Origin of the sequence: Nocardia amamiensis NBRC 102102, assembly GCF_001612745.1 — a bacterium.
GTDB lineage: Bacteria > Actinomycetota > Actinomycetes > Mycobacteriales > Mycobacteriaceae > Nocardia > Nocardia amamiensis.
Genome location: NZ_BDBA01000072.1, coordinates 1 through 11,663 on the forward strand (window position 1 = coordinate 1; position 11,663 = coordinate 11,663).

General features: G+C 66.0%; 10 protein-coding genes and 1 pseudogene. 9 read left to right on the forward strand and 2 right to left on the reverse strand.

Going from position 1 to position 11,663, the window contains the following annotated elements; all coding sequences use genetic code 11:
- Window positions 1-65: 65 nt before the first annotated feature.
- The 3 genes from NA4_RS40395 to NA4_RS15390 all read left to right on the forward strand — a co-directional run bounded on the left by NA4_RS40395 (window position 66) and on the right by NA4_RS15390 (window position 2,607).
- Window positions 66-1,292: a coiled-coil domain-containing protein gene (locus tag NA4_RS40395; RefSeq protein ID WP_157129026.1), complete on the forward strand. Its 1,227-nt coding sequence runs from the start codon at window positions 66-68 to the stop codon at window positions 1,290-1,292.
- Window positions 1,293-1,383: 91 nt separating this feature from the next.
- Window positions 1,384-2,127, forward strand: a complete 744-nt coding sequence (locus NA4_RS41925) for a RusA family crossover junction endodeoxyribonuclease (RefSeq protein WP_174552950.1) — start codon at window positions 1,384-1,386, stop codon at window positions 2,125-2,127.
- Window positions 2,128-2,181: 54 nt separating this feature from the next.
- Window positions 2,182-2,607: a hypothetical protein gene (locus tag NA4_RS15390; protein WP_157129027.1), complete on the forward strand. Its 426-nt coding sequence runs from the start codon at window positions 2,182-2,184 to the stop codon at window positions 2,605-2,607.
- Here the strand turns inward: NA4_RS15390 and NA4_RS40400 are convergent.
- Window positions 2,604-2,744 (reverse strand): annotated as a pseudogene (locus tag NA4_RS40400) (TIGR02391 family protein); the annotation flags it as partial. The gene NA4_RS15390 and the pseudogene NA4_RS40400 sit on opposite strands and share 4 nt — an antisense overlap.
- A 177-nt stretch (window positions 2,745-2,921) precedes the next feature.
- Between NA4_RS40400 and mobF the strand changes: the two are divergent.
- The 4 genes from mobF (at window position 2,922) to NA4_RS15415 (ending at window position 9,296) form a co-directional block, all read left to right on the forward strand.
- Complete coding sequence (gene mobF, locus NA4_RS15395) at window positions 2,922-3,860, forward strand: MobF family relaxase (RefSeq protein ID WP_067470315.1); 939 nt, start codon at window positions 2,922-2,924, stop codon at window positions 3,858-3,860.
- Window positions 3,752-6,982 carry an AAA family ATPase gene (locus NA4_RS15400; protein ID WP_169811046.1) on the forward strand — a complete coding sequence of 1,077 codons (3,231 nt, stop codon included), beginning with the start codon at window positions 3,752-3,754 and terminating at the stop codon, window positions 6,980-6,982. The genes mobF and NA4_RS15400 overlap by 109 nt, the downstream gene beginning before the upstream one ends.
- A 1,192-nt stretch (window positions 6,983-8,174) precedes the next feature.
- The gene (locus tag NA4_RS40405; protein ID WP_157129029.1) at window positions 8,175-8,372 is read left to right on the forward strand and encodes a hypothetical protein; all 198 of its coding nucleotides are present in this window, start codon (window positions 8,175-8,177) and stop codon (window positions 8,370-8,372) included.
- Window positions 8,373-8,501: 129 nt separating this feature from the next.
- A complete protein-coding gene (locus NA4_RS15415) occupies window positions 8,502-9,296 on the forward strand; it encodes a hypothetical protein (protein ID WP_067470319.1) in 795 nt (264 codons plus the stop codon).
- Window positions 9,297-9,373: 77 nt separating this feature from the next.
- Here NA4_RS15415 and NA4_RS15420 read toward each other — a convergent pair whose 3' ends face one another.
- Window positions 9,374-9,952 carry a recombinase family protein gene (locus NA4_RS15420; RefSeq protein WP_067470320.1) on the reverse strand — a complete coding sequence of 193 codons (579 nt, stop codon included), beginning with the start codon at window positions 9,950-9,952 and terminating at the stop codon, window positions 9,374-9,376.
- An 801-nt stretch (window positions 9,953-10,753) separates the two neighbouring features.
- Here NA4_RS15420 and NA4_RS43670 point away from each other — a divergent pair.
- Together NA4_RS43670 and NA4_RS15430 are read left to right on the forward strand one after the other, a co-directional pair.
- Entirely contained in the window at window positions 10,754-11,014 is a 261-nt protein-coding gene (locus tag NA4_RS43670) for a helix-turn-helix domain-containing protein (RefSeq protein WP_084497116.1), read from the forward strand.
- 68 nt (window positions 11,015-11,082) lie between these two features.
- A complete protein-coding gene (locus tag NA4_RS15430; protein ID WP_067470322.1) occupies window positions 11,083-11,655 on the forward strand; it encodes a hypothetical protein in 573 nt (190 codons plus the stop codon).
- Window positions 11,656-11,663: the final 8 nt, after the last annotated feature.

Below are 11,663 nucleotides of genomic sequence, written 5' to 3' on the forward strand. Positions count from 1 at the left end.
CCGGGTATTTTTCTGATAGGGTGAGAGGGTACCAGACGAGAGGCTGACATGAAAGGCGCGACATCATGACCGACGAACGGCGTACACCGCTGTCCGAGCGTGTTCCGGTTGGGGAGCAGGTCGGGATCTGCGAATTCGTGATGGACAACGAGGGGCACCTCTGCGGGCGACCGGTTTTCGCGAAGTCCCTGCACGGCCGCCGCCCGAAGTACTGCAATGAGGTCGTCGACGGCGTCCTCCACAACGGAAAAAATGCCGCAAAAGCCCGTGAGCTGCACGGATTCAACGCTGCTGCAATGATTCGTCCGGCTGAAGCGACCGTATCTTCCGCCCCCTCCCCTGCCTCCCAAGAGAGGGGTTTCGTTACAACTCCGGCCACTGCCGCCCCTTCCGTTTCTTCCGTTTCTTCCCTGGAAGAAAAACGGGAGGGTCGGACCGCTGTCGTCGACGTTGCAGAGGCGCGCGAGGCCGAGGAGCCGAAGCATCCGGTCACCGCATCGGTGACCCGTCTCGCCGCCCTGGTGGAGCAGTTCACCCAGGCGGCGTCTGTAATCGCTCGCGCGGCGGAGTCCATCGCGCCGGAAATCCATGCGGCCGTGGAGGCTGCGGGCACGGCCGGTGCAGCAGAGCGCGAGGTGATCCAGGTCCTGGAGAGCGCCGACGAGGCGTTGGTGGACGCTAACAGCAAGGTCCGGGTGGCCGAGGAAAAAATGCGCGCGGCTGAGGAGCGCGCTGCCAAGCACGCCGATGAGAGGGTGCGGATGGCCGCCGAACGTGACGAGGCCCGCGCTGAGGCCGCCCAGGCCGTCGCTGCTGCCAAAGCCGAGCGCGATGCTGCTCTGGCCGAAGCTGAGAACCAGCGCGAGCGTGCCGAGGCCGCCGAGCGGAATGCCGAAGCTGCGGCGGAGTCCGTGGAGCAGCGGGTCAACGAGATCGAGCGCCGGGCGGAGGAGCGCATCAACGCGGCCGTCAAGGCGCAGACACGGGCCGAAGGAGAGGCCGAGAGCCTGCGCGATCAGGTCACCGATCTGCGCGAGCAGGTCGCGGAGCTGACGAACAGGCTCAACCGCGAGGCCGAGAAGCACCGGACCGCGCTGCACAAGATCGATGAGGAGCACCGGGCGGAAGTCCGTGAGGTGCAGAACTATTGGCAGGGCGTGGTGCGCCAAGCCTATGAGATCACCGGTCGCCAGGACGAACCTGAGGAGGGGAAGCCTGCGCGGCGAGGTCGGCGGCGGTCGACGTCGAAGGACCCGGCCGCGACCGCCTCGCCCCACGGCGACGTGAAATAGGGAGGTTCCCATGGGATCTGGTGTCACCGGCAGCCCGGTAGTCCGAATGCACGATGGTGCAGACTGCCGGGCTGGTGTGTATGTGATTACGGTGGCGATGCGCCGACCGCCGATGACGGCCAACGACCAGCGGCGCGCGCACTGGACTCGGGTGCGCAAGGCCAAGTCGGAGGTCGCCGAGCAGGTCGGGTGGGCGGCTCGCCAGCAGTTGCCGCGAGGGCTGCGTCTGGACCGCGTGAGTGTGCGGGTGACCTGGTATGCCCCCGATGCTCGTAGGCGCGACAGCGACGGTCTGGGGCCGTTTCTCAAGGCCGCCCTGGACGCGCTGACCGTCGCTGGTGTGCTTCCTGACGATGATGCCGCGCATGTCGTCGAGACTCGCCAGCGCGTCGAGGTCGACCGCGCCAACCCGCGCATCACGATCGAGCTGGAGGACTTGAACGAGACTCCTAGCAGGCCCATGAGCGCGTCGACAGGCGTGGAAGGGAGTTCGGGGACCTTGAGCGCGCCGCGGGCGTTGGAAGGCGCGTGCAGCGTTCCGGCTCCAGAGAAGCGCCACCGGCCTTTGGCTGCTGTGCCACCACGCAGTGAGCGTCCAGTCGCACAGCCGCCCCCTCAAGGAGTTTCGTTACAGCCTCCGACCGTCATGGCCGCACCTGCTGCGGGAGCCGCTCCGTTACCGGCTCCCGCGCACCCTGCTGCGACGTCGGTTCTGCGAGACACCACCCGGTGCGCGGTGTGCGACGGGGCGATCACGCAGCCGGGTACCGGCAGGCCGCGCCGGTTCTGTTCGGGCGCCTGCCGCGTGCGCGCGCACCGGGCGGCGAGGAAGTAGAAGAACGGCGTGCCGTCCCGATGTTGCCGGGCGGGGCGAGGAAGATCGCGCAGCATGACAACAGCTGAGAGCGAGACCCGGGAACGGCGGCACGACGCGCACTCATACGAGGTTCTCGGGCGGGTTATGAGCGTGCTCTGTGACAACCCCGGCCCGCTGGGCGAATGCCTCGCGTTCCGTCTATGGCCCGTCCTTCACGACGGCGGGTACGTGCTGTCCTGGTGTGGCGTCACGCCCACCGACGACGAGGTCGTCGAATACCTGGTCGATGCCGCGGCCGATGACGACATGACCACGGTCCTGCGTCCCGGCGACGTACGGCTTCTCGCACGCCGCCACTACAGTCTCTTCACCGTCGTCGAGGTTCGGGGCGTGCAGTTTCAGCTCCGCCCCGAACCCATGTTCCAGCCCGAAACCTATGCCGCTATGGGCGAATATTGGCGTACCGGCAAGATGCCGCGGCGACCGCGCGACAACTAGACGGTCTCCAGGTCGGCTTCCTCGATCCAGCGCGCCAGCAGGATCAGCGCGCACAACCGCTCCAGTGCGGACTGCTCGTCCAGTTCCATCTCGTCGTTGGGCAAGTGCCCGATCGGGTTGCGGATCGCCCCGAAGCAACCTGCTCCGAAGTACCCTCACCCACACTTGCTGTCCGTGCACCATCATCACCAACTCTGTTCGACAACTTTCCCCTAGCTCCAAATTCACCAGCGCACAGCACTATTCAGCAACAACTCCGCAAACCTCATACATTCATTGCTGCTGAGCGTTTGCGTACCTTGGATTGTGTGGTCATGACGCTGCACAAGCTGGCCGCGGGCGAAGGCTATCTGTACTACGCCCGCTGCATTGCTGTGGGCGACGGCGACGATCGCGGACGCGCCACGCTGGCGGACTATTACGAGGCGAAGGGCGAGGCGCCGGGGCGGTGGATCGGGTCCGGGCTGGTCGCGTTCGCCGGGATCGAGGCCGGTGACGCCATCACCGAGGCACAGATGGCCGCACTGTTCGGTGAGGGCCTGCATCCGGATGCCGCGGCGATCACCGCGCGGTTGAAGGCCGGCGGCGTGACGCAGCCGTGGGTGATCCGTGAGCTGACCCGGCTGGGGCGACCGTTCTACCGGTACCGTGAGCGACCGGATTTCCGGAGTGAGTGCGCGGTTGCGGTCGAGGCCTGGAACATCGAGCAGGGCAATCCGCGCGATGCGAAGGTGCCGGAGAGGGTGCTCGAGCGCATCCGCACCGAGGTCGCGTTGCGGATGTTCGGCGCAGAGCACGACCGGCCGCCGAAGACCGATACCGAGTTGTCGGGGTGGATCTCGCGGAATCTGCGGCCGCCGAAAGTGGCGTTGGCGGCGGTCGATCTGACGTTCTCTCCCTGCAAGAGCGTCAGTGCGTTGTGGGCGGTGGCGCCGCGCGAGGTCGCCGAGAAGATCGAAGTGGCACATCTTGCCGCGATCAGGGACGCGCTGGCGTACCTGGAGAAGCACGCTTTGTTCACCCGGCTGGGCAACGGCGGTGTGCGCCAGGTGGAGACCGAGGGGATCATCGCGGCCGCCTACACCCACAGAGATTCCCGCGCCGGCGCATCGACGTCGCACAGTTGGATGAGATTGTCGAGCGCGTGGTCGATACCGCGCTGGGGGAGCCGATTTCGATCCCGCGTGGTGTGCACGACACCATCGCGGCACCGGGTGTGCTGGCTCGCCGTGACGGCACGAGCGTGTACGTGACCGCCGGCTCCACGCTGTATACCTCGCCGCAGGTGCTGGCGGCCGAGCAGCGGCTGCTCGAGGTGAGCACCCAGTATGGCGGTCGCGCCATATCGGCGGCCGCGGTCGAGCTCGCTGAAGTCGAGTACGCCGCGAACAACCGGGGGCAGCGGCTGAATCCGGGTCAGCGTGCCCTCGTGCAGGCGTTCGCGACCTCCGGGGCTCGGCTGCAGGTGGCGATCGCCCCGGCCGGCACGGGCAAGACAACGGCGATGCAGGTGTTGGTGCGGGCGTGGCGGGTCGAGGGCGGCTCGGTGATCGGGCTGGCGCCGACGTCGGCCGCGGCGGGGGTGCTCGAGCAGGAGGCGGGGGTGAGCGCGTCCACGATCGACCTGCTGGTCGCGGTGGCCGCCGATCTGGAGTCCGGTGTGCTGGACGAGCTGGATGCGCCGGAGTGGGTGCGGAGCATCGATGAGCGCACGCTGGTCATCCTCGATGAGGCGGCGAAGGCGGCGACCGCCAATCTGGATGCGGCTGTGGCGTTTCTGCTGCGGCGGGGTGCGTCGATCCGGGCGATCGGCGACGACCAGCAGCTGGCGTCTGTGGCGGCGGGCGGGGTGATGCGCGATATCGCCTACACCAGTGACGCGCTGACCTTGACGACGGTGATGCGGTTCGCCGATGCCGGTGAGCGGGCCGCGTCGCTGGCGGTGCGGGACGGGGATCCCGCCGGCCTCGGGTTCTACGCCGACCGGGACCGTATCCATGTCGGCACGATCGGATCGGTGACCGAGCAGGCCTTCGCTGCGTGGGCCGCCGACAACGCTGCGGGCCTGGACTCGCTGCTGCTCGCGCCGACCCGGGATCTGGTGAGCGAGCTGAACGTGCGGGCCCGTGCGCAGCGGCTGTCCCGCACTCCCCTTCCGGATGATGCGCGTGAGGTGGTGCTCAGCGACGGCTTGGCCGCAAGCGTCGGCGACACGATCGTCACCCGCCGCAACAACTACGCCGTGCGGATCTCCTCGACCGACTTCGTACGCAACTCCTACCGATGGATCGTGCGCGAGGTGCATCCCGACGGCCGGATCACCGCCGCGCACACCCTTTCCGGGCGCCTGGCCACGCTGGACGCCGACTACGTCCAGGAGCATGTGCAGCTGGGCTATGCGAGCACCATCGACTCCAGCCAGGGACTGACCGTCGACACCTGCCACGGGCTGATGACCCGCCGCGCGCACCGCGGCCAGGTCTACGTGGTGCTCACGCGCGGCCGATCGGCGAACCACATCTACATCGAAACCGGCCTGGATCCGGCCGGGCCCGCGGCCTACACGATCGACGCGGCACATCCGCCGACCTACCTCGACATCCTGACCGAGGCGCTGAACCGTCAGGGCGGCCAGATCTCGGCGACCACCGCCGAACGCGCAGCACGGGATCCGCATACGCGGCTGCGGGACTCGGCCGGCGCGTACGCCGACTCGATCGCCGTCGTCGCCGAACATCTCCTCGGCACCCGGGCACGCGAAGACATCGACGCCACCGCTGAGCGCCTGGTCCCCGGCCTCACCGACGAACCCGCCTACCCCACACTGCGGCAACACCTCTCACTGCGCGCCGCCCAGGGCGACGATCCAGTGGCGATCCTGACCAATGCAGTGGCCGCGCGAGAGCTCGACACCGCGCACGACCGGGCGGCGGTGCTGGACTGGCGCATCGGCCACCGGGTCGGGCATGGACCACTGCTGTGGCTTCCGACCGTGCCCGCGGCGCTGCGCGCCGATCCGGAGTACGGAACGGCGTTGGCTGCGCGCGAGATCCAGGTGCAGTCCCTGGCTGCGAAAGTTGTCGAGCAGGCGCGGGCCTGGACGGAGAAGACGGCGCCGATGTGGGCGCGACCGTTGGTCGGCACCGACCCACTGCTGCTCGGGGAGCTCGCGGTGTGGCGGGCTGCGCGCGGGATCGCTGACAACGATCGCCGCCGCACCGGGCCCGCGGTGCGGGAGATCACCGCGCGGAGTGTGCAACTGGATCTCGACCGGCGCGCGGCCGCCGTGCTCGGCGACCAGGCCCTCGACGTACGCCGCTGGAAACCATTGGCCGACAGCCTGGATCCGAAGATCACCACGGACCCCTACTGGCCGGCGCTGGCCGCGGAGCTGTCGCGGGCGGCCGCGACCGGTGTGGACGTGCCCGCGGCGGTGCGGGCCGCGGTCTACGAGCGGGCGTTGCCGGTCGATCAGCCCGCCGCGGCGCTGCGGTGGCGTCTAGCGCCTGAGCTAGACGAACGCAGCGACGACAAGACCAGCGCGTTCGGTGCGGCGCTCGACGAGCTGCGCGGCAACAAGCTGCGGCGGATGACGGACACCAAGCTGGCGCGGGAGGTCGAGCAGCTGCGCAACCAGGTGATGATCGACCGCACCGCCCCCGCACTGACCGGCGACAAAACCGGCCAGGCCGTCGCCGAAGCCCGACAGGCCCAGCAGCGCCGCACCGAGCAAGCCGAAGCGATACGCCGCGCGCAAAAACTCGACGTCGAGCTCGCCGAGCTGAAGCAGGAACGGTCCCGAATCGGCGTCGCGCTGATGGCAGAACGGCGGAAACTCCACGAGGCCAATACGTTACAGGTCCTCGCCCGCCGCAAAGCCAGTCGCCGGATCGCGGAGCTGGAGAAACAGCTCAAAGCCCACGACGAACGCCAGAACCCCGTACAGGAAGCTGTCGATGCCGCCGCGCGGGAAATAAGCGAGCCGAAACACCGCTGGTCGCAGTTCCTCGCCGAAGCAGACGATCCCCGCCGCAGCGCCGCCGAGCTCGACACCGCGGCCGCCACCGACCGCAAGTACGCGAAGGAACGCGCTGAGGCGATCGTCCGCGCTGACAAGAGCAGCGCCGAGCTGGAGGCTGCGCTCGATGAACAGCAGCGTCGCAACAAGCTGATCGGACCTGATCGGGATCTCGAGGACCGCGCCCGGACAGAACTGGAGCGCCTCGAACGCCCCGCGAAGCCGGAAACGGCGGCCGCGGCGAAGAAGTCACCGCGCCGCCAGGCCAGGGCGACGCGCAACTGGGAGCCCGGTCCCTACCGGGACATTCCGTCACTTGGGCCATCTCGCGGCAGCGGGCAAGGCTTGGGCCTGTAGGTCCAATACAGCAGAATGCGGTGCTGCATGTATGTCAGCGACGGACAGTGAGGAGGTCACGCAGAGCGCGAACAGCGTCTGCCACGTGCGACAGACCGCGAGTGCTACCGGTACGTATTACGACCAAGGCACACAGGCCGAGGTAGCTGATGAAGCAGAACGCGGCGAGCAATGCGATTTCGAACATGCCCAAGAAGCTCCGTTCGGGGTGATCGGAGGATTTCTTCAGGGGGCGTCGATATTAGATCACATCTGTCTATGGAACATGCAATCGCGCAGCGGATTACGCCCGCAACGCGTGAGGTGCGATGGGTTGCGCTACGCCGATGGCCGGGAGCCGCTGCGGATGCGCGACCAGCTGGTGCCCGCCTACGCGCTACGCCCGCGTGGTGGCGACTGACCATCCGCATGTCGTCGCTGCGGCCGGGTCAGCTTCGGAAGCCACGCCGAGGTGTGGGGAAGCCAGAAAGTCCTTGCTGAAGGATCCTCGCCGCCTGAGGCGGCACGTTTTCCTCTGGGGGGTATCGATCAATGCCCCAGAGGTAGTTCAGGACCTTCAGGAGTTCCCGATTCTGCGCCCTCTCGAGCTCGCGGTCTCGCTCGCCGAGTTTCATAAAGGCTTCGTAGGGGGTGGGCCTATAGCTCGCGTGATAGGTAGCGATTCGGCGTCGCAGGCCTCGAGCTGCGATCTTCTCCCTCTCCGTCACCGGCAACCGCACGAAGATTCTGGCCGGTGCCCCGCCCTCGAGGTACCGCACTTCCACTCGCCCGCTGGCCTGCAACGACATTGCGGCTCGCCTGTACGCGACCCTTACGCTGCGGGGAGTGCCGTGGCCATAGAGGCTCAGGCGCTGGCCGAATTCTCTGGCGAAACAGCCCGAATACGTAGGGTCAGGCCAGGGCTTATCCGGTTCGCCGCGCAATGCATGCCACAGGTCGGGCAGATGCTTGCAGCGCACCAGTTGAAGTCTTCGGAGGATCTCGCGTTGCCGAGTCCCCGGCCCCCTGCTCATGCACCAAATCTAAGTGTTGCCATCTGGCTTTGTACGGCTATTCGCTGTCGCGAAGACTGTTCTTGACCGAATCGAGTGGGGCGCAGACCCGTCGGGCGGTCGAACGTAAGAAGGCCCTGAGCCGTTGGAGGGACTCAGGGCCTTACGCCTCAACTCCCTTGCCGGGAACAGGAGACCTAATGACAGTACCGTTGGAAAGACCCGAGGATAAACCCAGTAAGTCGGTCCGCCGCTGGCGTCGCTTTGCCGCGGGCCTGCTCGTTGCCGGCGGCCTCGCGCTGCCCGTAGTCCTTCTCGGAGGATGGGAGGCGGGCGCCATCGTCTTCGGAGGAGTCCTTGCCGTCGCTCCGAAGGGACGTGACGACGAGGCGAAGTAGGGGCGGCTGATTCGACTTCTGACCGCCGGTAACGTTCACCTCACGGCTCGTATCGGCGGTCAGAGGGGCGGCCATGCACTCAGCCCGAAGTGATACGGGCGCAAGAGCACTGAGCGGTAGGGTGCGCAGATGCTGTCGGACGATGGTCGCAAACATCTGGATACCAGCCGGAACCTGATCACGAACTTTGATGCGTTGCTAATAGAGGACGATGAACTACGCATAAAGGTCAAGGATCGCGACGCCTACATCAAGGCGGGGGTGGTGCTGGCTTTCGCCGTGCACACCCACCGGCTCGGTGAGATAGTCCTCGATCTCGTCGAACGGGACACCTCGATGGTGCTGGTTCTGCCCAGCGTGCGAGCCTGCTACGAGACCGCCCTCACGGCACATTGGATCGCTCAGTCGGCCGACGCTGCCGTCGCTTTGTTCAACGAGGAAATACGTCAGCGCCGCAACCTCGCGAAGACGCTGCGATCAGCGAGTTCGTCCGCGATGGTTGGATTCGCTGATCGCGTCGCTCACGCTGACCTGCCTGACGCATTGACCTCCTCGTCGGCTCAAGCAAAGAGTGTCGAGCGGATGCTCAAGGACTTCGACGGTGTCGGCACGGATGCCTACGCCTACTACCGTCTGTTGAGCGGCTACTCCCACGCCGGCGGATCGCTGGCCGATCAGTATCTTGAGGAGCATCCGACATCTCCGTTCACATTGCGCCTGGAGCCCAGTGATCCGATCACTCCGGACATCGGTGTCTATCTGATCGGATGCTGCCTGGTCTGGGCAGGTTCTGCCGCTCGCTACATCCAGCACGACCCGAAACGACGCCGGCAAGAACTGCGCAATGCTGCAACGAAACTCGGGATCAGTCCTGACCTTCACCTGGGACCGGAGGCTCTACATCGGCAGCCACGAAAAAGGTGACCTCATTCGGCCAGCGCACCCGGCGGTAAACCGCAGGCCTGTGACTCGCAGCGTTACGTGGCGGTGTTTTCGCGCTGTTAGGTGGCGGCGGCCGAGAGATGTCGGTAGATCGTGGGTCGGGTGACACCGAACTCGGCGGCGATCTGCGCGACGGTGTAGCGGCGCTTACCGTGTTCGTCGAGTTCGTTGTACATCTGCTTTGCCAGGGAGACCTGCCGCGGCCCGAGTTTCGGTTTCTGCCCGCCGGTGCGTCCGCGGGCGCGTGCGGCGGCCAGCCCGTCGCGGGTGCGCTCCGACATCAGGGCGTGCTCGAATTCGGCGATGGCACCGAGGATCTGGAAGAACATGCGCCCGACCGCGGTCGAGGTGTCGATTCCCTGATCGAGCACGACCAGATCCACCTCACGCTCGGCGAGATCTTTGGACAACTCGATCAGATGCTCGAGGGTGCGGCCGAGTCGATCCAGCTTGGTCACCACCAGTTGGTCTCCGGGTCGGTTCGCGACCAGCAGCGCCTTGTCGAGTTCCGGTCGCGCGGCGAGCTTGCCGGAGGCCTTGTCGAGGAATGTCTGCTCGCAGCCGGCCGCGGTCAGCGCGTCGCGCTGCGCGTCGGGATTCTGGTCGGTGGTTGACACGCGCCCGTAGCCGATTCGCATGCGGCGCAGCGTATCGGTAACCCCCGACAGCTTGACATTGCCGCGTACACGGGAAGCTTTACACCTTCGTCCTGCGGGAACTCATTGCGGCCGAAAGTGTCTCACCAACGTTCGTTCGCGAGACGGCGAGTGGTACACGGTTAGTCAACGATTTCGTGAAGGCCTACTAACGTCGCGGCGAATGCTCCTGCGCCAGCCAACACCGCTGTCGCCGTCGGCTGGCCGCTCAGGTGGGTGAGTACACCAGTGCCGACGCTGACAAGCACCGAGGTGAGCAACAGGACTACGACGCGCAGGGTGAGCAGCGGAGGCTTCGGAGCGGGGTTCGATCCCATGATCGCGTCCTGACTCTCACGCTGGCTGAGCGGATGGGAGCAGTGTCGAGGCCGCATTTCCTGCGTCCGCGGAAATCAGCCCCTTTCGACGACCCCTGGTCTCGGCTCTGCACACCTGGATGCATCCGCACTCTGTGCATGCACGGACCGTCAGCGCAACAAGCCGCTGGCCGGTGCAATCGGGCGCGATGTGCACGGTCGGATCGGCGTGGGGAGTCATCACACCACACCTCCGACACAGTCGATCGGTCATGTCCAATTCCTCTCTGTTGGACGGGTATTGGCAGAACCAACGGCCCGCTATCTAGTGGGTGACCACCATGTTCGAGGTAGAGGAGACCTGGACGACAGCTTCAGCGACAACTAGCGACAGTTCTCGTCTTCGCCGAAGTCGCCGTCCAACCGTCGACAAAAAGCGACAATTATCGGCATTCGTCGTCCGATCTGCCCAAGGAACGCGGTTTGAATGCCTGATCAGTCCGATCCAGTCGGCGATTTCGCCGCAGACTTACGGCAGTTGAGGCGGAGAACGGGCGAACGGAGCATGGAGGCGCTGGCCGAGGACATGGGTCGGGCCCGTTCGACTGTCGGAGATCTCCTCGCAGGACAGCGGTTTCCGTCATGGGAGCGTGTCAGAGAATTCCTGCGCGCCTGCTGCGGCGAAACCACCGCCAACAGAATCGAACCGTCGTGGCATCAGCGGTGGCGAGCCCCGCCGCCGCGCTAGATGCCCAGCGGTACGGGCGGGCAAGGCGTGGCACGGTCGCCAGCGGATCCCTTGTCGAAAATCCTGTAGTGCAGGAGGGGTTCTCGATCGATGCGACCACCACGAGCCTCGTGCGCACAACGTGGTACAGGGACAATCCCGAGTTCTACCGTGCCGGTGCTGACTTCGCTCGAAGAGCAACGTCCGAGATCCGCGTCACGTACATCCGGCAATATCCACCAACGGTTTTCACCGCACCGGCATCAGCGGAGTACTTCGCCACGATCCTCGGTTGGGCGCAACAGCACGACGGCGGTCAACGCTCGGTGCGGCGCATCATCGGCATCCCACACAAGGCCGGCACTGCCGACAGCGCAATGCTGGGTTGGGTCCGACAGCACTACTCCGATACCGCCGAGATCCTCAATTACGAAGCCACTGTCATGCCATGGAATGAAGCCGGTGACGGGCTCAACATGGCCCTCATGGATGACGATGTCGCACTACTCGCCTTCTCCGGTGGCGGCCGGCAGAAGCTGAACGGCTTCAGCGTCGAGGACCCCACTTTTGTCAGTTACTTCATCCGCCACTTCGATCAACTCTGGTCCGCGCTTGAGCCGCTCCCGGACTACCTGACGCGCGTTGACGGATACGGCAAGTAAGCACGCTC

Coding starts and splice junctions, on each gene's coding strand:
- NA4_RS15420 (WP_067470320.1), bottom strand. CDS start 9,952: ATGCGAATCGGCTACGGGCGCGTGTCAACCACCGACCAGAATCCCGAC.
- NA4_RS40395 (WP_157129026.1), top strand. CDS start 66: ATGACCGACGAACGGCGTACACCGCTGTCCGAGCGTGTTCCGGTTGGG.
- NA4_RS40405 (WP_157129029.1), top strand. CDS start 8,175: ATGACAGTACCGTTGGAAAGACCCGAGGATAAACCCAGTAAGTCGGTC.
- NA4_RS15415 (WP_067470319.1), top strand. CDS start 8,502: ATGCTGTCGGACGATGGTCGCAAACATCTGGATACCAGCCGGAACCTG.
- NA4_RS15390 (WP_157129027.1), top strand. CDS start 2,182: ATGACAACAGCTGAGAGCGAGACCCGGGAACGGCGGCACGACGCGCAC.
- mobF (WP_067470315.1), top strand. CDS start 2,922: ATGACGCTGCACAAGCTGGCCGCGGGCGAAGGCTATCTGTACTACGCC.
- NA4_RS43670 (WP_084497116.1), top strand. CDS start 10,754: ATGCCTGATCAGTCCGATCCAGTCGGCGATTTCGCCGCAGACTTACGG.